Source organism: Rhodoferax sp. RT5P35, assembly GCF_056521385.1.
The window spans coordinates 24558-45209 of the sequence record NZ_JBWMAX010000008.1 but is presented as its reverse complement, the minus strand read 5'-3'; the positions used below and the strand labels follow the sequence as shown (position 1 = coordinate 45209).

19 protein-coding genes are annotated in these 20652 nt (G+C 61.5%); 11 read left to right on the top strand and 8 right to left on the bottom strand.

The genetic code is table 11. From position 1 onward, the window contains the following. Positions 1-14: 14 nt before the first annotated feature. The 7 genes from AC097L_RS13980 (at position 15) to AC097L_RS13950 (ending at position 4372) form a co-directional block, all read left to right on the top strand. Positions 15-1001, top strand: coding sequence for an aldo/keto reductase (locus tag AC097L_RS13980; RefSeq protein ID WP_479587034.1), 987 nt, complete (start codon positions 15-17; stop codon positions 999-1001). 61 nt (positions 1002-1062) lie between these two features. After that, a complete protein-coding gene (locus AC097L_RS13975; RefSeq protein WP_479587033.1) occupies positions 1063-2109 on the top strand; it encodes a 3'-5' exonuclease in 1047 nt (348 codons plus the stop codon). A 275-nt stretch (positions 2110-2384) separates the two neighbouring features. Then, positions 2385-2618, top strand: coding sequence for a hypothetical protein (locus tag AC097L_RS13970; protein WP_295954953.1), 234 nt, complete (start codon positions 2385-2387; stop codon positions 2616-2618). A gap of 98 nt (positions 2619-2716) precedes the next feature. Further along, a complete protein-coding gene (locus AC097L_RS13965; protein ID WP_479587032.1) occupies positions 2717-2881 on the top strand; it encodes a hypothetical protein in 165 nt (54 codons plus the stop codon). 269 nt (positions 2882-3150) lie between these two features. Further along, positions 3151-3390: a hypothetical protein gene (locus tag AC097L_RS13960; protein WP_479587031.1), complete on the top strand. Its 240-nt coding sequence runs from the start codon at positions 3151-3153 to the stop codon at positions 3388-3390. After that, positions 3387-3770: a DOPA 4,5-dioxygenase family protein gene (locus AC097L_RS13955; RefSeq protein WP_479587030.1), complete on the top strand. Its 384-nt coding sequence runs from the start codon at positions 3387-3389 to the stop codon at positions 3768-3770. The genes AC097L_RS13960 and AC097L_RS13955 overlap by 4 nt, the downstream gene beginning before the upstream one ends. Next, positions 3770-4372 carry a DUF2242 domain-containing protein gene (locus tag AC097L_RS13950; protein ID WP_479587029.1) on the top strand — a complete coding sequence of 201 codons (603 nt, stop codon included), beginning with the start codon at positions 3770-3772 and terminating at the stop codon, positions 4370-4372. The genes AC097L_RS13955 and AC097L_RS13950 overlap by 1 nt, the downstream gene beginning before the upstream one ends. Here AC097L_RS13950 and AC097L_RS13945 read toward each other — a convergent pair. The 6 genes from AC097L_RS13945 to mfd all read right to left on the bottom strand — a co-directional run bounded on the left by AC097L_RS13945 (position 4361) and on the right by mfd (position 15597). Beyond that, complete coding sequence (locus tag AC097L_RS13945; RefSeq protein ID WP_479587028.1) at positions 4361-4744, bottom strand: thioredoxin family protein; 384 nt, start codon at positions 4742-4744, stop codon at positions 4361-4363. The genes AC097L_RS13950 and AC097L_RS13945 overlap by 12 nt on opposite strands. A gap of 97 nt (positions 4745-4841) precedes the next feature. Further along, the gene (gene rpoD, locus AC097L_RS13940) at positions 4842-7280 is read right to left on the bottom strand and encodes an RNA polymerase sigma factor RpoD (RefSeq protein ID WP_479587027.1); all 2439 of its coding nucleotides are present in this window, start codon (positions 7278-7280) and stop codon (positions 4842-4844) included. A gap of 284 nt (positions 7281-7564) precedes the next feature. Next, positions 7565-9442, bottom strand: coding sequence for a DNA primase (dnaG, locus tag AC097L_RS13935; RefSeq protein WP_479587026.1), 1878 nt, complete (start codon positions 9440-9442; stop codon positions 7565-7567). Between the two features lie 100 nt (positions 9443-9542). Further along, on the bottom strand, positions 9543-10397 hold the full coding sequence (locus AC097L_RS13930; RefSeq protein WP_479587025.1) for an alpha/beta fold hydrolase: 855 nt from the start codon (positions 10395-10397) through the stop codon (positions 9543-9545). A 325-nt stretch (positions 10398-10722) separates the two neighbouring features. After that, entirely contained in the window at positions 10723-11937 is a 1215-nt protein-coding gene (locus tag AC097L_RS13925) for an MFS transporter (protein ID WP_479587024.1), read from the bottom strand. Positions 11938-12117: 180 nt separating this feature from the next. Then, complete coding sequence (gene mfd, locus AC097L_RS13920) at positions 12118-15597, bottom strand: transcription-repair coupling factor (protein WP_479587023.1); 3480 nt, start codon at positions 15595-15597, stop codon at positions 12118-12120. An 87-nt stretch (positions 15598-15684) separates the two neighbouring features. Between mfd and ispD the strand changes: the two genes are divergently transcribed. Both ispD and ispF read left to right on the top strand, forming a co-directional pair. After that, positions 15685-16410, top strand: a complete 726-nt coding sequence (gene ispD / locus AC097L_RS13915) for a 2-C-methyl-D-erythritol 4-phosphate cytidylyltransferase (RefSeq protein WP_479587022.1) — start codon at positions 15685-15687, stop codon at positions 16408-16410. Then, positions 16410-16889, top strand: coding sequence for a 2-C-methyl-D-erythritol 2,4-cyclodiphosphate synthase (gene ispF, locus AC097L_RS13910; protein ID WP_479587021.1), 480 nt, complete (start codon positions 16410-16412; stop codon positions 16887-16889). Before ispD ends, ispF begins: the two co-directional genes overlap by 1 nt. Before the next feature lie 187 nt (positions 16890-17076). Here the strand turns inward: ispF and AC097L_RS13905 are convergent, their stop codons facing one another. Then, on the bottom strand, positions 17077-18432 hold the full coding sequence (locus tag AC097L_RS13905) for an ATP-binding protein (RefSeq protein WP_479587325.1): 1356 nt from the start codon (positions 18430-18432) through the stop codon (positions 17077-17079). A gap of 96 nt (positions 18433-18528) precedes the next feature. Next, the gene (ompR, locus tag AC097L_RS13900) at positions 18529-19260 is read right to left on the bottom strand and encodes an osmolarity response regulator transcription factor OmpR (RefSeq protein WP_295954921.1); all 732 of its coding nucleotides are present in this window, start codon (positions 19258-19260) and stop codon (positions 18529-18531) included. Positions 19261-19492: 232 nt separating this feature from the next. Here ompR and AC097L_RS13895 point away from each other — a divergent pair, with 232 nt between their 5' ends. Together AC097L_RS13895 and arfB are read left to right on the top strand one after the other, a co-directional pair. After that, positions 19493-20224, top strand: coding sequence for an SIMPL domain-containing protein (locus AC097L_RS13895; RefSeq protein ID WP_479587323.1), 732 nt, complete (start codon positions 19493-19495; stop codon positions 20222-20224). After that, positions 20224-20634, top strand: a complete 411-nt coding sequence (arfB, locus tag AC097L_RS13890; RefSeq protein WP_479587321.1) for an alternative ribosome rescue aminoacyl-tRNA hydrolase ArfB — start codon at positions 20224-20226, stop codon at positions 20632-20634. Before AC097L_RS13895 ends, arfB begins: the two co-directional genes overlap by 1 nt. Positions 20635-20652: the final 18 nt, after the last annotated feature.

Below are 20652 nucleotides of genomic sequence, written 5' to 3'. Positions count from 1 at the left end.
AAGGACTTTTGACTATGAAAAACAGACCACTCGGCCCCTTTAGCGTTTCCGCCATCGGCCTGGGCTGCATGAACCTTAGCCACGCCTACGGTGCGCCGGTTTCGGCAGAGCAGGGCGAAGCCGTGCTGCTGCACGCCCTGGACCGCGGCGTGACCCTGTTTGACACTGCGGCCCTGTACGGCTTTGGCACCAACGAAGACCTGGTCGGCAAGGTACTGTCCAAGCACCGCCGCCACTTCACCCTGGCCAGCAAATGTGGCATGACCGGCGTGGACGGCAAGCGCGTCATCGACGGCCGCCCGGCTACGCTTAAACGTACCTGCGAAGAGTCTTTGAAGCGCTTGCGCACCGACGTGATCGACCTGTACTACCTGCACCGTTGGGACAAAACCGTGCCCATCGAAGACAGCGTGGGCGCGCTGTCGGACCTGGTCCGCCAGGGCAAGATCCAGACTATCGGCCTGTCCGAGGTGTCGGCCAGCACCCTGCGCAAAGCGCATGCAGTGCACCCCATCACCGCGCTGCAGACCGAGTATTCGCTGTGGACCCGCAACCCCGAAATCGCAGTGCTGCAGGCCTGCAAAGAGCTCGGCACCGCCTTCGTGGCCTTTAGTCCGGTGGCGCGCGGATTTTTGACCGGCACGCTGACCGAGGTGGCGACGCTGGATGCCAACGACATCCGCCGCAGCATGCCCCGCTTTACCCCCGAGAACTACACCGCCAACCTGCGTCTGCTGGGAGTGTTAAAAGCCATCGCCCATGAGGCTGGTTGCAGCCAGGCCCAGTTGGCACTGGCCTGGCTGCTGCACCAGGGCGAGCACGTGATTCCTATCCCCGGCACCACCAGCCTGGCGCATCTGGACGAAGACCTGGCGGCCGCTGACGTGCAGCTCTCCTCCCAGGTGCTGGCCCAGCTGGACGCGCTCATGGCCCCCCGCGCCATCACCGCAGGCCGCTACAACGCGCAGTCGCAATCTGAGGTGGATACCGAGGAGTTCTGAAACGGGGCAGGGCGGGGCAGCAGGTTTACACTCGCGGCCCTTCCTACCCATAGTCCATTCGATGCCATCTTCTCCGGCCAAGCAGCCCCGCATCCGCCAATCCCCGGTGGCCGACCCGCAGCAACAACTCAGCCTGCTGTTTAACGAAATCCCTGAAACGGTGGCGGCTCCCGCCTCCGTGCTTGCGGTCGCCCAGCCTGCTGACCATGCCGAAGCCTTGGCGCTGCGGCTCGAGCAGCACCCTGACTACCGCGTGCTGCGCCGCTTGGTGCCGCAACGGGAGTTTGCCGCCGCACCCGCCCAGGGCGTGAAGCGCCTGCTGGTGCTGGACACCGAAACCACCGGTCTGGAGCACAGCCGCGACAAGATCATCGAGCTGGCACTGCTGCGCGTGGACATAGACATCGCCACCGGCCTGCCCTGCGGCAGCGTGAAGGTCTACGACGGTCTGGAAGACCCTGGCCAGCCCATCCCCGACATCGCCCGCAAGATCACCGGCATTGACGACAGCATGGTTGCGGGCCTGAAGCTGGACGAGGCCCGCATTGCGGAGCTGCTGGAGGGCGTGGACCTGGTAGTGGCGCACAACGCCGGGTTTGACCGCCCGTTTGTCGAAGCCCGCCTGCCCGCCTTTGCCGCCAAGGCCTGGGCCTGCTCGTTTGCCGATATCGACTGGAAGAGCCAAGGCCGCGATTCGGCCAAGCTCACCGCCCTGGCGCTGGACCTGGGTTTGTTTTATGACGCACACCGCGCCGAAATGGACTGCCACGCTTTGCTGGCCGTACTGCAAGCCCCATTGCCCGTGGCGGGCCATACTGGCCTGGCGCATCTGCTGGCCGCCGCCGAGGGAACCCGCTATCGCCTGCAAGCCACCGGCGCACCCTTTGATGCCAAAGACGTGCTCAAAGAGCGCGGTTACCGCTGGGATGCTGCCAATAAGGTGTGGCACACCCGGCTCACCGATGAAGCCGCGTTGCAACTGGAATGTGATTGGCTGGCGGCATCGGTGTACGGCGGTCGAGTGGCCCGGGTGCAGGTCGAGGCCCTGGATGCCTGCGTACGCTACGCCAGCCGCGCGGGCGTGCTGTCATGGAGAAGTTTGGGGTGAAATAAGGCTATGGCGCATATATTTCCTGCGCAAGTAGCTATAAAAATAGTAGCGAACAACAAATACGTTTATGCCACTGTCAACTACTTTTTTGGCGAAACGTCATTCAAATTGATGATAAATCAACCCCGACAATTGCACGGTATACACCTGTGCGCCCAGGCAGCTTGCCAATCAAGAGGATAATGCAGCCTCGGATACGGCCATGCGCTGTATTATTTCCTTGCCAAATCCTTGCAAATCTTAGCGATTGGCATCCAACTAAGGCTCTATCCATGGCGAAAGCTGATTCCAAAACTGCCATGCTGGCCGACGGTCTGCGTTACAAATCCAAAGCCTCGGGTTCCCCCTTCGCTGCTGCGGCTTCGTTTGGCGGAGCCACCATGTCCTGTTTTTTGTGCGGCAAGCACCGCACCCGTTCCCTGATGGGCACCCGCAAGGTGCTGGGCAAGTCGCAAGCCGTGTGCGCACCTTCGTGCCAGGCCATGGACGAAGCTGCCGCAGGCTAAATTCAATTTAAAACCCCGTTAAACCTCAGCTGCTGGCAAATCGTGTCTGCGGTTGTGGCCTAATCGTGGGTTGTCACATTTTCTATGGAGTAAACACAATGGCAAAAGAACCCCGTACCGAAGCTGAACGCCTCGCTTCCCCTAAGCCCACCCCCATGCCTGGTTACGCAAGCCCCGTTAGCCGTGGTCAAAAGCGCAGCCTGGAGCGTGGTGTTGCTACGCGCAGCAAGAAGAACCCTGGCAAGCGCGCGCGCCAAGGCTAAGCCCTCTTTGCAAGCCACAACGCCGCGTAGGCGGGCCCTACTGGGCTGCCTACGCGGCGTTGTTGTTTACGGAGATCCATTCAACACGTCTAGCAACAACCCACCACGCAACGTTCAGCCAGGACGCACGCCCCCCAGAAACACCGCAGAACTGGCTCCGCCAGACTGCTGGTGTTGCCCCCTGCATGTCGTATTGGCTTTTCAAGCCAATACGAGGGAGGTTGGCGAAAGATGCGAAGCACTGTAGCCTGGGGGTGTAAGAAGTGACCATGTCCAAACACAAATCCGGACCCAGTGAGTGGGTCACCAAGATGCTGACGGTGATCCGCACCGGCAACGCCCAGGCTGCCATTGCCCAGATCAAGGCCGCACCCAGCGCCAAGGATGTCGCCCAACTGCGCGCCTTGCTCCAGTTGCCCAACGCCCCGGCGCGGCATCCTAATGTGGATACCGCCATCAACGAGCAAGTGGTGGCACTGGCCAGCCCGCGCCTGCACCGCGCACCATGAGCGACAGCCCTTCCATCGCAGGTCGAATCAAGGGCTTCCACGCCCATGTGTACTTTGATGCGGCCACGCAGGAGCAGGGCCGCGCGCTGTGCCTGGAGGCTTCCAGCCACTTCAAAGTTGCCATGGGCCGGGTCCACCCTGGCCCGGTCGGCCCGCACCCGGACGGCAGCTGCCAGCTGGCCTTTGCGCCCTCGGTGTTTGCCGAGTTGGTGCCCTGGCTGGCGATGCACCGGCGCGGCCTGGTGGTGTTCATCCACCCCATCACCGGCAACGATTTGATCGACCACCGTGATTTTGCGATGTGGATGGGCGCGGTGCGGCCGCTGAACCTGTCGGTGCTCTCCGGTGCCGACACGGTCTACGCGCTGCCTGAAGACTGATGCCAACAGTATTGCGCTATACCCAAGTGTTGGCTGCTGCAGTGTGTGCCGGGGTGCTTGCGGGCTGTTCACTGCCCATGAAGTCTATTCCGCAGCAGGAGGACTTCAGTTCGTCAGGCAAGTTTTCTCGGCTGTTTGATGCCTCTGCGGCGCAAACCTGCGAGGCGGCACGGCGTGCTTTGTTAAGCCAGGGGTATGTGATTTCCACGGCTGGCAAAGAATTGGTGCAAGGGCAAAAAAGCTTTCAGCCTGAAAATGAAATCCATGTGCAAATGGACATCCGCGTGGTCTGTGCATCCGACAGCAAAGACGGCAAACTCAGCCTGGGCTTCGTCAGCGCGTTACAGGACCGGTATGCGCTGAAGAAGACCAATACATCGGCCAGCCTAGGTGTGGGCGCGTTGGGCTCGTTTTCGGTGCCACTCAGCTCCAGCAGCGACGCAATGGTCAAGGTGGGGAGCGAAACCATTGTGTCCGAGTCGTTTTATGACCGGTTTTTCACCCTGGTGCAACATTACCTGGTGCAAGACCTGGAAGAGCCGGACGGCGAAGCGCTGGCACCGCCGGTGCCCGACAAGCCCAAAAAGGCTTCAGGCCCCTAAACGGCGCGCCAGGGCCCTCACTGCCATATCGGCGGTGTTCTCTCCCGCTGGATAGTCGGTATTTGCAGGGCGCGCATCCAGTTGTGCCTGCACCAGCCGTTGCAGCGTTTCCATGTGCGGTGTGATGCTGCCAAAGAAGCGCACCGCGCCGTCCACCACCACCAGCACCGTCGGGAAGTTGTCCACCTCGATGGGGTCCACCAGATCGGCCTGGTCTTCAATATCCACCCAGACAAACTCCGCACCCGGAAACGCGCGACCCACCTGTTCAAACCGCTCCTGGTAGTCGCGGCAGCTCCCACACCAGTCGGCGCACAGGCAGGCCACCCAGAGTACAGGGGCAGGGGATAGCGGATTTGCTACTATTTTCATAGCTACTTGCGTAAGTGGAATATGCGGCAGAAGCCAATTTTATGCATAAAAAAGCCCCCGGCTGCGTTGGCAAGCGGGGGCCTTGGAGCGAGATTGCTTACAGCGTATCGATAAAGCTGCGCAATTTGTCGCTGCGGCTGGGGTGCTTGAGCTTGCGCAGCGCCTTGGCTTCTATTTGGCGGATGCGCTCGCGGGTCACGTCGAACTGTTTGCCCACTTCTTCCAGCGTGTGGTCGGTGCTCATCTCGATGCCGAAGCGCATGCGCAGCACCTTGGCTTCGCGCGGGGTCAGGCTGTCCAGGATGTCCTTCACCACGTCGCGCAGACCGGCCTGCATGGCGGCCTCGATGGGCGCGGTGTTGGCACCGTCTTCGATGAAATCGCCCAGGTGGCTGTCGTCGTCGTCGCCGATCGGGGTTTCCATCGAAATGGGTTCTTTGGCGATCTTCATGATCTTGCGGATCTTGTCTTCCGGGATCTCCATCTTCTCGGCCAGGATGGACGCATCGGGCTCAAAGCCAAACTCTTGCAAGTGCTGGCGGCTGATGCGGTTCATCTTGTTGATGGTTTCGATCATGTGCACCGGGATCCGGATGGTGCGTGCCTGGTCGGCGATCGAACGCGTGATCGCCTGGCGAATCCACCAGGTGGCGTAGGTCGAGAACTTGTAGCCACGGCGGTATTCGAACTTGTCCACGGCTTTCATCAAACCGATGTTGCCTTCCTGGATCAAATCCAGGAACTGCAGGCCGCGGTTGGTGTACTTCTTGGCGATGGAAATCACCAGGCGCAAATTGGCCTCAATCATTTCCTTCTTGGCATTACGCGACGAGGCTTCGCCTTCGTTCATGCGCTTGTTGATGCCTTTGAGCTCGTCCAACGGCACCACCACGCGCGACTGAAGATCGGTCAGCTTTTGCTGCAGATCCTGCACGGGCGGGATGTTGCGGCCCATGATGGAGCTCCAGGGCTTGCCTGCCGCGGTTTGGCGCTCAATCCATTTCAGGTCCAGCAGATGCGAGGGCACTTTGTTGCCCATCTTGTCGCGGCCGCTGAAGTCGGCAATGAAGTTTTCTTGCGGGTAGCCGCACTTGTCCACAATGATGCGGCGCAATTCGCGCTCTTTCTTGCGCACGTCGTCCACTTGGCTGCGCAACAAATCGCACAGCTTCTCAATCGTTTTGGCGGTAAAGCGGATGGTCATCAGCTCTTCGCTCAAAGCCGCCTGGGCTTTGACGTAGTGCGGCGTGCCGTAGCCTTCCTTGTCGTAGATCTTGTGCACCTTCTCGAACAAATCGCGCAGGGTGTCGAAGCGGGTCAGGGCTTCTTTTTTCAGCTCTTCCAGCTTCTTGGTCAGCGCCTTGGAGCCGCCCTTGCCATCGTCGTCGTCGGCGGCATCAAATTCGTCGAAGTCTTCTTCGGCCACGTAATCGTCGGCTTCGTTGGGATTCGAGAAGCCGTCGACGATGGTGGAGATGACCACCTTTCCGTCACGGATCAGCTCGCCCATGTTGAACACTTCGGCCAGCGTGGCCGGGCTGGCGCTGATGGCTTCCATCATGCGCATCAGGCCGCCTTCGATACGCTTGGCGATTTCAATTTCGCCTTCGCGGGTCAGCAGCTCGACCGTGCCCATTTCACGCATGTACATGCGCACCGGGTCGGTGGTACGGCCGAATTCGCTGTCCACGGTAGACAGCGCTGCTTCGGCTTCTTCTTCGGCTTCTTCTTCGGTGGCGGCGGTGGGGGCGGTGTTGTTCAGCAGCAGGGTTTCGGCATCGGGCGTTTGCTCGTACACCGCCACGCCCATGTCGTTGAGCATGTTGACCACAACTTCCAGCGTTTCCGCATCGACCAGCTTGTCGGGAAGGTGGTCGGAGATTTCGCCGTGCGTCAGGTAGCCGCGGGTCTTGCCCAGCTTGATCAGTGCCTTCAGGCGCTGGCGGCGCTTGGCCAGGTCTTCTTCGCTTAGGACCGTTTCGTCCAGGCCGAATTCCTTCATCAGCGCACGCTCTTTGGCCTTGCTGATTTTCATGCGCAGCGGCTTGATCTTCTCGCCGGTGGGGCTGAGCTGGACCGGCACTTCCTCGACCGGGTCTTCCTCGATCTCGATCAGGTCATCCAGGTTGATTTCGGTGGAGATAGAACCCTTGGGCTTGGGGCCGCGCTTGGCACCGGCGGGCTTGACCTTGGCGGGTGCAGCAGCAGCAGAGGCAGCGGCTGCTTTGGCTGGTGCGGCGGCCTTGGCAGTTGCGGCGGCTTTGGTGGCAGGCTTGGTGGCGGATGTGGCGGATGTGGCGGAGGGCAGCGTCACGACCTTGGAAGGACGGCCGGGCTTTTTCTTCGCGGCATCATCGGCAGCGGTGGTGACTTCGGGGGCGGCGGGGGACTTCGATGCGGACACGGATTTGACTTTCAAAGCGGGCTTGACCACGGCGTCGGTCGCTGCGGAGGCAGCTACTTTGGCGCTGGTTTTGGCAGCGGTTGTGGCGGGCACTGCAGGTGTAGCGGGCTTATTGGACTTTGGAGCAGGCATGGGCAAAGAACCTCAGGACAACAAAAAAACGAAATAAACCCGGAAGCCACAGACCACCGGCGCGGACGCGTAGGGATAGAGAAGGTTTCTCGTTGGCAAGATGGGAGGGCGATCATTTGCAGAGATTTTTTTGAAAATTTCTGCAGGCAATCCTTGCGGTGGGGTGGCCGGTGCGCGCTGTGGCGGCTGTTGGCCGTATCCGGAGGTGTTGCTGTCGCTCTTGCCGAGCAGTTAGCCTTAGATTATAGCCTGCGCGCCGAATTACAAGCCCTGTTTTGGGTCTTTTAACCGATTTTGATAGCGGTGAGTTCCAAGCGGCGGCGGTTCAGGGCGCGGTAGCGGGCCAACGCAGTTGGGTCTGATTTGGCCGCTTCCAAGGCCTCGGTTTCCTGCTGCTTGAGCAGATCGATCAGCATCAGGTTGAGAAGGCCGCGCAGCTCTTGCAGGGCCTCGCGGTCGATCACGGTCTCGGTGGCGTCGGCAGGCTCGGGGGTGTTGCTGGGCACCGGCCCCGACATCAACCGCAGCGCCAGGTCTTCAAATGGCTGGCCGCGCACGCCGGGGCGCAGCAGTTCCCAGGTTTGCGGGCCGTGCGCGTGCTGCTGGGCTTCCAGCCAGACAAACAGCGCTGCGTGCGGCTCGGGCAGCGCGCACAGCAAGGCGTGGTCTTCATGGGTCAGGCTGTCCCAGCCGGTGGCATTGGACAGCAGCAGGCGTGCGGCGTGGTCGGCGCGGCTGGCGGGTTTGCGGCGGCCTGCGCTGTCGGAGCCAATGGGAGGCGGTTTAGGCTCGTAGCGCTTGCCGGGTGTGTAGGGCGTGCTATATTTTTTGCTGCCTTTGCCCTCGGGGCGGCTGCCGATGGCTTTGCCGCTCCACACGTCGGTGAGTTCGCTGCTGCTGAGCTGCACCAGATCGGCGATCTCAATCAGCAACTGGCGTTTCAGCGCGCCTTCAGGCAACTGGCTCCACAGCGGTTTGGCGTTGCTGGCCAGCAGGGAGCGGCCTTCGGCAGTGTGCAGTTCGCAGCCTTCGCGGATGGATTCGATCAAAAAGCGGCTCAGCGGCGTGGCTTCGGAGATGTAGCGCGCAAACGCATCCCGGCCATAGGCGCGGATGAAGCTGTCGGGGTCGTGCTCGGCGGGCAGGAACAAAAATTTGCAGCTGCGCACGTCGGTGGCCAGCGGCAGCGCGCCGTCCAGCGCTTTGCGGGCAGCGCGGCGGCCCGCGGCATCTCCGTCGAAGCTGAACACCACCGCATCGGTGAAACGAAACAGTTTTTGCAGGTGGTCGGCCGTGCAGGCCGTGCCCAGGGTAGCCACGGCGTTGGGAAAGCCCAGTTGGGCCAACGCCACCACATCCATGTAGCCTTCGGTGACCAGGGCGTAACCGGCATCGCGAAGGGCGTTGCGGGCTTCAAACAGGCCGTAGAGCTCTCGGCCCTTGCTGAATACTGGGGTTTCGGGGGAGTTCAAATACTTCGGTTTGTCGTCGCCCAACACCCGGCCACCAAAGCCTATGCACTCGCCCTTGACGTTGCGGATCGGGAACATCACCCGGTCGCGGAAGCGGTCGTAGCGTTTTTCCGGATCGTCTTCGCTGGTGATGACCAGGCCGCTTTCGGCCAGCAGCGGGTCGTCGTAGCGCGGGAACACCCCGGCCAGGCTGCGCCAGCCCTCGGGCGCATAACCCAGGTCGAACTGCTTGGCGATTTCGCCCGACAGGCCGCGGCCCTTGAAATAGTCGATAGCGCGGGGCGAGTCGCGCAGGTGTTTTTTGTAAGCGGTGCAGGCTTGCTCCAGCACGTCGGTCAGGGTGGCCTGCTTTTGCTTTTGTTCAGCGGCACGGGCGCGGTCCTGGGGCGAGGCATCGTCTTCGGGCACTTGCATGCCGAACTGCTGGGCCAGGTCTTGTACCGCTTCGATGAAGGTCATGCCGGCATGGTCCATCAAAAAGCGCAGCGCGTCGCCGCTCTTGCCGCAGCCAAAGCAGTGGTAGAACTGCTTGGTCGGGCTGACGGAGAAAGAGGGCGACTTCTCCGAGTGGAACGGGCACAGGCCCATGAAGTTGGCCCCGCCCTTTTTGAGCTGCACATAGCGGCCCACGATCTCGACCACGTCAGCGCGGGCGATAAGTTCCTGGATGAAGGTATGGGGAATGGTCACGTCGCTATTGTCCCAGCATCGGCGCGACATCTAAATTGTAAGAAAAATAGGGCTCTAGCGCATATTAATCCTACGTAAGTAGCTATAAAACTTGTAGCAATCAGCTTTTGTTTTTTGCCTGTGCGTAGCGGGCGGCTGCAATCACACTGAGGATGGCGTTGGCCACCATGTCAGGCTGGTCCTGGTGGATGTTGTGGCCGCTGTCCTCGACCACCTTCATGCGGCCCAGGCGCGACATTTTGGCCATGTTGCGCTGACTGGCATCCCACACCTTGCCCAAGCGTTCGGGCCAGCGGCTGGCTGCACGGTCCTGGCTAAGTACGATCAGTGGCACGGAAGGGAAGTTTCCCGCCCGACGGGCTTGGCGCATGGTTCTTGCGGAAGCGGCAAGTTCAGCCCGCATGGCGCTGGGGGCCATGGCAAAAAGCAGGGCGGGTGGTTCGTACCACAGGCGGGATAGGCCGATTTGCTTGCAACGTTTAGAAAATTCAGCGTGGCGCGCATCGACCAGCACGACCCCTGCCACCTCTTTGGGATAGGTTCGCGCAAACAATTTGACGATGGTGCCGCCCAGCGAATGGCCCACCAGGATGTAAGGCGGTTTGATTTCTTCGGTCTGCAACAAAGCCCGCAGCTCACGCATGATTTGCAGACCATCGCGGATTTGGTCCGAGCGTTCGCTGTGTCCGTAGCCAGCCCGGTCGTAAGCTACAGCATGGGTGACAGCGCTGATCTGGTTGAAGATGCGGCCCCAGGTATCTTTGCCTTGGCCCAAGCCCGCTTCAAAAAGCACCGTTGGGCCCCCAACACCTGCGCTGATAAAAGCACGGGTGCCATAGCTCGTGTAGCTGCAGAGGTGCGGCGGCACAGCATCCGACTGGACATTGGGCGGAATGCCTGCACGCAAGGCATCTACCGACAATACAGGCCGTGGCAGCGGTTCGGGCGGGGGCACGGGCTCTGCTGGAATGCTGCCGACGGTGAATCGGGAGGTTGGCTGTAAAAAATCCGAAACCTTGCTCTGGGACGTCCGTAGCACCGTGGTGCGGCGGCGGTCGGGCAGATTCACCGCCGGCTCAAGCGGCTGCGGGATGGTATCGGGGTAGGGTGGTATGGATGCCCGCGCCATTTCAAAAAGTCTGCAACCGTATGCCGTTGTTGGACGCAAACGACGCTGGCGCAACATGGATTGTAAAAATGTACATGCCTCGATTATGGAACAGGCAGATTACCGTTTTATACGCATTGAAGGGGCATGCGTGGTAAGCGCTGCGCAGCTCTCAGGTGCTGCGCGCCCGCCCACCTTTCTCGGCCCAGGTACGGGTCCAGCGGACTTGCATGACGCGCAGCATGAACAGCATCACCACCGCCAGACAGGCGAACAAAATGAAGCCCCACATGTAGCTGCCCGCATATTGCTTGGACAGGCCCATGGCATTGGGCACCAGGCCGCCACCGAGGGCTCCGATTTCACCAATCATCGAACCGGCCACAGCGGTCGCCAGAGGCCAGCGCAGGGGAACCAGCTGGAATAGCGCACCGTTGCCAGCGCCCAGGGCGGCAAAGCACAGAATCATCAGCAGCGTGGTCAACACGAGCGAGCCACCCGACAGGCCGCAGGCCACCAAGGTCACGGCCACGGTGACCAGCACAATGTTCAGCGTGTTGACACCGCCCCAACGGTCCGAAATCCAGCCGCCAAACACCCGCAGTGCAGCGCCCATGAAAGCCGCCAGCATGGTCAGTTGCCCGGCCTGCACCTTGCTCACGCCAAACTGGTCGTAATAGTAGGTGGGCAGGAAGGTGATCAGGCCGATGAAGCCGCCAAAAGTCACGGCGTAGATCAGGCTGAAGGCCCAGCCGTCTTTTTCAAATAGGCAAGAAATGTGTTCTTTGAAGCTGGCGTGGGGGTCCAGATCGGGCGGCTCCTGGGCAAACACCACCATCACCACCATTGGGATGGCAATCGCCACTGCCGCAAAACCGTACACCGTGACCCAGCCAAACGCCTGCGCCAGCGGCGGTGCTACCAGCACGCAGACGGCTGTACCGACGTTGCCCGCACCCACGATGCCCATAGCCAAGCCCTTGTGCTTGGGTGGGAACGAGCCCGAGCCCAATGACAAAGCTACGCCGAAGCTGGCACCGGCAATACCCAAAAGCACGCCCATCGCCAGCAGGTCGTTGAAGCTTTTCACAAAGAAAAACCCAAACAGCATGGCCACCATGATCATGCCCATCTCGACCAGCGTGGCTTTCTTGCGGCCGATATATTGCGACAGCAGGCCCAGAGGGAAACGCATGAGCGCACCCGCCATGATGGGGATGGACAGCATCAAGCCTTTTTGCGCGGGACTCAGGCTAAAAGTTTCCGAGATGAACGGCGCCATGGCACCGTTGAGCACCCAGATGCAGCAGGAAAACGCGAAATACAAAAACGAAGCGAAGAGCGTGGGGGAATGCCCGCTCTTGAGGAAACTGCGGAATCCCGCCATGGTGCATGTCCTTGGTGTTATGTAGACACATGCACCAAAGCGAAACCCGTGCCAGCCAAAAATCGCCGTAAATCCGCCCGTTTACGGCGCGCACCCCGCGTAAGCGCTGGATTTTGGTGCGGTACACCGCTTCTGCGCCATTTTGGTGGACAAAGACGGTGCGCTGGTCTGGGCTACAGGCTAGGCGGCGACGGCCTCCACGATCGGCTGCCCCAGGCTGCGCAGTACATCTCGCACCATTTGCGCACGGTCTTTAGGCTCTGGTAGTTCGCGCTCAATCCGCAGTTTCTCGTTGCCCGCCAGCTTGATGTGGCGGTTCTTCTGGATCAGCTCGATGATGCGCATCGGCTCTATGGGCGGGTTCACTTTGAAAGTGATGTTGATCACGCCCGGCGCGGCATCCACCTTGACCACGCCGTAGGGCCGCGCCAGCACGCGCAGGCGGTGGCCATCGATGAGGGTTTGCGCCTGGACGGGCAGTTTCCCGAAACGGTCCACGATCTCTTCCAGCAGCGCGTCGATCTGGTCGGTGGTCTTGGCGGTGGCCAGTTTCTTGTAGAAGCTGAGACGCAGGTGCACATCTCCGCAGTAGTCGTTGGGCAGCAGGGCGGGGGCATGCAGGTTGATCTCGGTGGTCACGTTCATCGGGTTCATCAGGTCCGGCTCGATGCCCGCCTTCAGGCAGCGGACCGCCTCGTTCAGCATCTCGTTATAGAGCTGGAAGCCCACTTCCAGCATGTTGCCGCTCTGGTTTTCGCCCAGCACCTCGCCCGCGCCGCGGATTTCCAGGTCGTGCATGGCCAGATAAAAGCCGGAGCCCAGCTCTTCCATCTTCTGGATCGCGTCCAGGCGCTGGCTGGCCTGCTTGGTCAGGCCTTCCAGGTCCGGCACCATCAAATAGGCGTAGGCCTGGTGGTGGCTGCGGCCCACGCGGCCCCGCAACTGGTGCAACTGGGCCAGACCGAACTTGTCGGCGCGGCTCATCACGATGGTATTGGCGCTGGGAACGTCGATGCCGGTCTCGATAATGGTGGAGCACAGCAGCACGTTGAAGCGCTGGGCCACAAAGTCGCGCATCACCGATTCGAGCTGGCGCTCGGGCATCTGGCCGTGGGCTACGGCGATGCGGGCCTCGGGCAGCAGCTCTTCCAGCTTTTGGCGGCGGTTCTCGATGGTTTCGACCTCGTTGTGCAAAAAGTACACCTGGCCACCGCGTTTCAACTCACGCAGCACGGCTTCGCGGATCACGCCGTTGCCTTCGGTGCGTACAAAGGTCTTGATGGCCAGGCGGCGCTGGGGCGCGGTGGCAATCACACTCAAATCCCGCAGGCCCTCCAGCGCCATGCCCAGGGTGCGCGGGATGGGCGTAGCGGTCAGGGTCAGCACATCGACCTCGGCACGCAACGACTTCATCTGCTCCTTGTGCCGCACGCCAAAGCGGTGTTCCTCGTCAATGATCAGCAGGCCCAGGTTGGCGAACTTGGTCGATTCGCTGAGCAACTTGTGCGTGCCCACCACAATATCCACGCCACCTTCTGCGATGCCTTTCAGAGCGGCGGTGATTTCCTTGCCGGATCGGAAGCGCGACACCTCGGCCACCTTGACTGGCCACTTGGCGAAGCGGTCCACCAGGGTTTGGTAGTGCTGCTCGGCCAGCAAGGTGGTGGGGGCCAGCAGGGCCACCTGTTTACCGCCGGTGATGGCGATGAAGGCTGCGCGCAGGGCCACCTCGGTCTTGCCAAAGCCCACGTCGCCGCAGACCAGCCGGTCCATGGGGCGCGGGCTGATCATGTCCTGGATCACGGCGTGGATGGCGGCGGCCTGGTCGGGGGTTTCGTCAAAGCCGAAGTCGTTGGCAAACACCTCGTAGTCGTTGGGCGAGTAGCGGAAGGCATGGCCTTCGCGGGCGGCGCGGCGGGCATAGATGTTGAGCAGCTCGGCGGCGCTGTCGCGCACCTGCTCGGCAGCGCGGCGCTTGGCTTTCTCCCACTGACCGGAGCCCAGGCGGTGTAAGGGCGCTTCGTCGGCGCTCACGCCGGTGTAGCGGCTAATGTGCTGTAGCTGGCTGACCGGCACGTACAGCGTGGCCTTGTCGGCGTACTCCAGAAATAAAAATTCCTGCAATACCGGTGTACCGTCGGCATTTTTGCCCTGGCCCAGGTCCAGGTGCACCAGGCCTTTGTAGCGGCCAATGCCGTGGGCCGAGTGGACTACCGGGTCGCCCAGCGTCAACTCGCTCAAATCCTTGATCAGCGCTTCCACATCGCTGACCTGCTCCTGCTTCTTGCGGCGGCGGGTGGTGGGCCCGGCGGCAAACAGCTCGGTCTCTGTCACAAAGTCGATGCCCTCGGCCATCCAGCTGAAACCGCTGTTCAGCGCGGCCGTGGCAATGCCAACCTTCTCGGTGCTGGTCAGGAAGTCCTCCAGCGAGTCAAACGCGGGCGGGCTGACCTGGCTGGCGCGCAGCAGGTCCAACAGGCTTTCGCGGCGGCCATCGCTTTCGGCCAGCAGCAGCACCCGGTGGGGGGTGCGCTGGATGTGCATTTTCAGCTGGGTCAACGGGTCTTCGGCACCGCGCGCCACGGACAGCAGCGGCAGCGCTTCAAAGCCGGTGTCGCTGGTCACATCCACGTTACGCAAAGCCAGTTGTGCATGCTGGTTGGTCAAGGCGTAAAACTGCTCGGTCCCCAAGAACAGCGACTCAGGCGGCAGAGCGGGGCGGTCCAGGTCGCCCTGCACCAGCCGGTAGCGCTCCCTGGTGTCTTGCCAAAAGCGCTGCAGCGACGGCTCCAGGTCACCGTGCAGCACCACCGTGGCATCGGCACCGATGTAGTCGAACACCGTGGCGGTTTCTTCAAAGAACAGCGGCAGGTAGTACTCGATACCGGCGGTAGCCACGCCGTTGCCCATGTCTTTGTAGATACGGCTCTTGGTCGGGTCGCCCTCCAGCAGCTCGCGCCAGCGGCTGCGGAACTTGGCACGGGCCTCGTCGTCCATGGGGAATTCGCGGCCGGGCAGCAGGCGCACTTCGGGCACGGGGTACAGGCTACGCTGGGTGTCGGGGTCGAAGGTGCGGATGCTGTCGATCTCGTCGTCGAACAAATCCACCCGGTACGGCACGGCGCTGCCCATGGGGAACAGGTCGATCAGGCCGCCGCGCACGGCATATTCGCCGGGGCTGACCACCTGGGTCACATGGCTGTAGCCCGCCAGCGTGAGCTGGGCCTTGAGCTTGGCCTCGTTGAGCTTTTGCTTGGTCTTGAACTGGAAGGTGTAGCCCGCCATGAAGCTGGGCGGGGCCAGGCGGTACAGCGCGGTGGTGGCGGGCACGATGACCACGTCGGCCCCGGTGGTCTTGTCGCGCTGGGAAATTCTCCATAGCGTGGCAAGGCGCTCGCTGATCAGGTCCTGGTGCGGCGAAAACGTGTCGTAGGGCAGTGTTTCCCAGTCGGGGAACAGGGCGCAGCGCAGGCTGGGCGCGAAAAACACCATTTCGTCCATCAGCCGCTGTGCGTCGCTGGCGTCCGACGTGACGATGGCCGTCAACGAGCCCCGGGCCTTGTCCCGCAGCGCCAGTTGCGCCAGCAACACCGCATCGGCCGAGCCTTGGGGGCGGGGCAGGGTGAAGCGTTTACCGGGGGTGAGTTTGGGGAGGTCCATAAGCTGCAATGTGGGATTTCAGGAATGCAAAAACACCCCCGGCACTGCGGCAGGGGGTGTGGTTAGTCTGATTTTAGAATGCAGGCAATGTCTATTGAACCCAAGTCCCCGATATCCCGTTTTTTCGCCCTGATTCCCTGCGCCGGTGTAGGCAGCCGTGCCATCGCTACCCGCAGCCCGGATGTTCCTAAGCAGTACCAGATCGTGGCGGGCCTACCGATGGTGATGCACACCCTGGCGGCGTTTGCCAGCGTGCCGCGCATTGCCGATGTGCTGGTGGTGGTGGCGGTGGGAGACGATTTTTTTGAGCAGCAAAGCGCCGCGTGCGTGGTGTCCGACTGCGGGGGCACGAGCCGGGCCGCGTCGGTGGCCAACGGTCTACACGACCTGTTTGAGCAGGGTGCGCGGTCGGATGACTGGGTGCTGGTGCACGATGCCGCGCGCTGCCTGATCACACCGGCGCAGATTAACGCACTGATTGATGCCTGCCAGTGGGATGCCGTTGGCGGCCTGTTAGCCCACCAGTTGCCCGACACGCTGAAAAGCGAGGCACAAGGCCGTGTGACCGTAACCGTGCCGCGGGCCGACAAATGGCTGGCGCAAACCCCGCAGATGTTCCGCATCGGCATGCTGTCCAAGGCCCTGAAATCGGCGGGGGCCGAGGTGACCGACGAGTCCAGCGCTATCGAAGCGCTGGGCTTGCAGCCTAAATTGGTGCCCGGAAACGCCCAAAATTTCAAAGTAACCTACCCCGAAGACTTCGCCTTGGCCGAGGCCATTTTGCAAACCCGTTTATCTACAAGGACCGATTGATGCCGTTTCGTATTGGAGAAGGCTGGGATGTGCACGCCCTGGTGGCGGGCCGCAAGCTGATTTTGGGTGGTGTGGAGATTCCCCACACCATGGGCCTGCTGGGCCATTCGGATGCCGATGCGCTCTTGCACGCCATCACCGATGCCCTGCTGGGCGCGGCCGCGCTAGGCGACATCGGCACACATTTCTCCGACACCGACCCGCAGTTCAAGGGCGCAGACTCCATGCTGCTGCTGGTCGAAGCCCTGCGCCGGGTGGCCGCTAAGGGCTACCGTGTCGGCAACATCGACAGCACCATCATCGCCCAGGCCCCCAAAATGATGCCGCACATCCCCGCCATGCGTGCGCGCATTGCCAGCAGCCTGGGGCTGGAGTTGGAACAGATCAACATCAAAGCCAAGACAGCAGAAAAGCTGGGCCCGGTCGGCCTGGGCCAGAGCATCGAGGCGCGGGCAGTTGTTCTGCTATTTAAAATATAGCAAAAAGCCTATAAAAAATATAGGCTGCAGGCATTTTTTATATAAATACTCACCATCGTCAGTCCACCGCACATGCTAAAAAGCAAGCCTTCCAGAAACACCGCAGAGCTGGCTCCGCCAGGCTGCTGGTGTTGCCCCCTGCAAGGGGGGTGGCGAAAAGCGCTTGCGCTGTAGCCTGGGGGTGTACCTACTTCGCCCGTTGCAGCTTGATGTGCGCGGCCAAGCCACCCGAAGAGGTGTTGGCCAGCTCGAACTCACCGCCCATGCGCTGGATGGCTTTGTCCACAATCGACAAGCCCAGGCCCGCGCCCGTAGCTTCAGTGCGGGCGGTGTCGCCCCGAAAAAAGGGTTTGTGCAGGCTGCTGAGCTGCTCCGGGTCCACGCCTTGGCCGTGGTCGCGCACTTTCAGCAGCACCCAGTCGTCGCGGGCTTTGGCGGCAATGTCCACCACGGCGATGCCGGTGTCGGGCGACTTGCCGTAGCGGCGGGCGTTCTCCAGCAGGTTGGAGATGACGCGGCCCAGCTCTACCTCGTCGGCCAGCACCATCAGCGACTCTTCGACATTGAGCTGGATGCGCATGTCTTCATACTCCAGCACGGCGTACAGGCTGGATTGCAGCACCTCGTTGAGCGATACCGGGCTGAGCTTGGCATGGCCGCCGGGGCGGGCGTAGTCCAGAAACTTGTCGATGATGGCATCAAGCTGTTCGATGTCCGCCACCATGTGGTCACGGGCATCGTCGTCGGTCACGCTCATCTCGGTTTCCAGCCGCAGCCGGGCCAACGGTGTGCGCAGATCATGTGAAATACCGGCCAGCATGACGACGCGGTCCTGTTCGATCTTGGCCAGCTTTTGGGCCATGCGGTTGAAGCCGATATTGACCTCGCGGATTTCGCCGGTCACGCCGCGTTCGTCCAGGTGGCTAGCATCAAAATCACCCTCGCGCACCCGGCTGGTGGCAAACGACAGCTGCTTGAGCGGGCGGTTGATCAGCCGGGCGATCAGCGCCGCCCCGGCCAGCGACAGGCCGCCGATGGTCAGCAGCCAGATAAACCAGGTTTTGTTGCTGCCGGGATTGAAGCGCTCGCGGTCCAGCTGCAGCCAGTTGGCATCGCCGTTGATCTGAAAACCCACCCATAGGCCGTTGATGTCGTTCACGCTGCGCGCCACCACAGTGGCCGGGCCGAGGATAGCTTTCAGCTCTTCGGCCACGCGTTCGCTCAGCGCATCGTTGTCGAAGGGCAGAAACTGGTCTTTGGGCTCGCGCGGCACGATGCGCACGCCCTCGGTGTCGGCCATGGTTTTGATCAGCGAGACGCGGGCGATGGCATCTACATGCATCAGCGCCGCACGGCTCAGGTTCACCTGCGAGGCTATCTGCTGGGCCATCTGCACTGCGCGGGGGGTAAAGTCCAGTGCCCGTAAGGTGGCCAGCCAGGCCAGCATGCTGCCCATGAGCAGCACTGCCAGCAAAAAGAAGGTCCGCCAAAACAGGCTGACCACCACCATCTGGCGGGACAGGTGCGATTTGTTGGGCAGCATCTCCAGCGGTGCCGGGCTGGTGCCATCGGAGAGGTCTGCCGCGTCGTTCACCCGTGAGTCTGACTGGCGGCGCGTGGGAGATTTACGCAAGGCGCATCAACCTGCGCCGTCCGGTACAAACACGTAGCCCACGCCCCACACGGTCTGGATGAAGCGCGGTGCGGCGGCATCCACCTCGACCAGTTTGCGCAGGCGCGATACCTGTACGTCCAGGCTGCGGTCAAACGGCTCGAACTCGCGGCCGCGGGCCAGCAGGGCCAGTTTTTCACGCGACAGCGGCTGGCGCGGGTGGCGCACCAGGGCCTTGAGCATGGCGAATTCACCGGTGGTCAGCGGCAGTTCTTCGCCGTTGCGGTTCAGGGTGCGGGAGCCCAGGTCGAACGAGAACGGCCCGAAGGTGATGATTTCGTTGTCGATAGACGGCGCGCCGGGGGCCTCTTTGACCGGGCGGCGGCGCAGCACGGCATGGATGCGGGCCAGCAGCTCCCGCGGGTTGAAGGGCTTGCCCAGGTAATCGTCGGCCCCCACTTCCAGACCGACGATGCGGTCGATGTCTTCACCCTTGGCGGTGAGCATGATGATGGGGGTGCGGTCGTTGGCGGCGCGCAGGCGGCGGCAAATGCTCAGGCCGTCTTCGCCTGGCATCATCAGGTCCAGCACGATCAGGTCCGCGGTGTCGCGCAGCATGATGCGGCTGAGTGCTTTGCCGTCTTCGGCCAGCATGACTTCAAAGCCTTCTTGCATCAAATAGCGGCGCAGCAGATCACGGATACGGGAGTCATCATCGACCACCAAAATCTTGTCGGGGCGGTTGGCAGTCTGGTTCATAGTCTGTGTACCGGTAATATGTAACAGGGCGATTTTGCAGTGTGTAACTGCCAAAAACCGATGAGAACACCTCTCATTGACAGTATGTTACAAATTTTGCATACGGTCCAGTGTGCTTTACGCCATGATTTTTAACGGTAAATACCGTTCGTGTGACGGACCCGGGTCCGCGCAATCCCTGCGGCAATCGTTAACAGGGTGTGTCCATTATTTTTGAAAGTACCGTATGTCCATGGTTTTGAAATTTGCTCCTAAATGTATAGCTATTAGTGCATTGCTTGTATGCGCTGGAAGTGTTTTTTCTCAAGAAATAGGGGCTGGCCAAATGCCCCAAAACGTACTGCAGAACGTGGTGCAGTTGTCGGCCAGCGGTACGGTCGAGGTACAGCAAGACCTACTGACCGTGGTGCTCTCTACCAGCCGCGATGGCAGCGACGCTGGCGTGGTGCAAACCCAGCTAAAGCTTGCGCTGGACGCGGCGCTGAACGAGGCCAAAAAAGCCGCACAACCTGGCCAGCTGGATGTCCGTACGGGTAACTTCAGCCTGTTTCCGCGCTATGGCAAAGACAGCAAGATCATGGGCTGGCAGGGCAGCACCGAGCTGGTCCTGGAAGGCCGTGACTTCGCCCGTATCGCCAGCACCGCAGGCAAGATCGGCACGCTGACCATGGGCAATGTCAGCTTTGGCCTGAGCCGCAGCCAGCGGGCCCAGGTGGAAGGCCAGGCCCAGGCCATGGCGATCGAGCAGTTCAAGGCCAAGGCCATGGAGGTCGCAAAGGGCTTTGGTTTTAACAGCTACAGCCTGCGCGAAGTCTCGGTAAATGCCTCTGACTCGGGCGGCATACCGCGTCCGCGCATGATGGCCATGGAAGCCAAAATGGCCTCCAGCGACATGGCCGCACCGGTAGAGGCCGGTAAAAGCACGGTGCAGGTGACGGTGTCTGGTGCCGTGCAACTCAAGTGATCTACTTTCGCCCGCTGCACATTGACCCGGAGGAGGTCGAAATGACCGCCATCCGGGCGCAGGGCGCGGGCGGGCAAAACGTTAACAAGGTGTCCAGCGCGGTGCATCTGCGCTTTGACATCGCTGCGTCCAGCCTGCCAACAGATGTGAAAGAACGGCTGCTGGCCTTGCGTGACAGCCGCATCACCCAGCTCGGTGTGGTGGTGCTCAAAGCCCAGCAGCACCGCAGCCAGGACCAGAACCGGGCCGATGCCCTGTACCGGCTGGAGGCGCTGGTCAACAGCGTCGCCCAGGCCCCGCTGGTGCGCCGCGCCACCAAGCCTACCTACGGCTCAAAGCAGCGCCGGCTAGAGGGCAAAAGCCAGCGCGCCAGCACCAAGGCTATGCGCGGCAAAGTCAGCGGCGAATAGACCCCGGTTGCATGGGAG

Coding starts and splice junctions, on each gene's coding strand:
- AC097L_RS13970 (WP_295954953.1), top strand. CDS start 2,385: ATGGCGAAAGCTGATTCCAAAACTGCCATGCTGGCCGACGGTCTGCGT.
- AC097L_RS13965 (WP_479587032.1), top strand. CDS start 2,717: ATGGCAAAAGAACCCCGTACCGAAGCTGAACGCCTCGCTTCCCCTAAG.
- AC097L_RS13895 (WP_479587323.1), top strand. CDS start 19,493: ATGGTTTTGAAATTTGCTCCTAAATGTATAGCTATTAGTGCATTGCTT.
- AC097L_RS13925 (WP_479587024.1), bottom strand. CDS start 11,937: ATGGCGGGATTCCGCAGTTTCCTCAAGAGCGGGCATTCCCCCACGCTC.
- AC097L_RS13955 (WP_479587030.1), top strand. CDS start 3,387: ATGAGCGACAGCCCTTCCATCGCAGGTCGAATCAAGGGCTTCCACGCC.
- AC097L_RS13950 (WP_479587029.1), top strand. CDS start 3,770: ATGCCAACAGTATTGCGCTATACCCAAGTGTTGGCTGCTGCAGTGTGT.
- ompR (WP_295954921.1), bottom strand. CDS start 19,260: ATGAACCAGACTGCCAACCGCCCCGACAAGATTTTGGTGGTCGATGAT.
- AC097L_RS13980 (WP_479587034.1), top strand. CDS start 15: ATGAAAAACAGACCACTCGGCCCCTTTAGCGTTTCCGCCATCGGCCTG.
- AC097L_RS13960 (WP_479587031.1), top strand. CDS start 3,151: ATGTCCAAACACAAATCCGGACCCAGTGAGTGGGTCACCAAGATGCTG.
- ispD (WP_479587022.1), top strand. CDS start 15,685: ATGTCTATTGAACCCAAGTCCCCGATATCCCGTTTTTTCGCCCTGATT.
- AC097L_RS13905 (WP_479587325.1), bottom strand. CDS start 18,432: ATGCTGCCCAACAAATCGCACCTGTCCCGCCAGATGGTGGTGGTCAGC.
- AC097L_RS13975 (WP_479587033.1), top strand. CDS start 1,063: ATGCCATCTTCTCCGGCCAAGCAGCCCCGCATCCGCCAATCCCCGGTG.
- rpoD (WP_479587027.1), bottom strand. CDS start 7,280: ATGCCTGCTCCAAAGTCCAATAAGCCCGCTACACCTGCAGTGCCCGCC.
- mfd (WP_479587023.1), bottom strand. CDS start 15,597: ATGGACCTCCCCAAACTCACCCCCGGTAAACGCTTCACCCTGCCCCGC.
- ispF (WP_479587021.1), top strand. CDS start 16,410: ATGCCGTTTCGTATTGGAGAAGGCTGGGATGTGCACGCCCTGGTGGCG.
- AC097L_RS13945 (WP_479587028.1), bottom strand. CDS start 4,744: ATGAAAATAGTAGCAAATCCGCTATCCCCTGCCCCTGTACTCTGGGTG.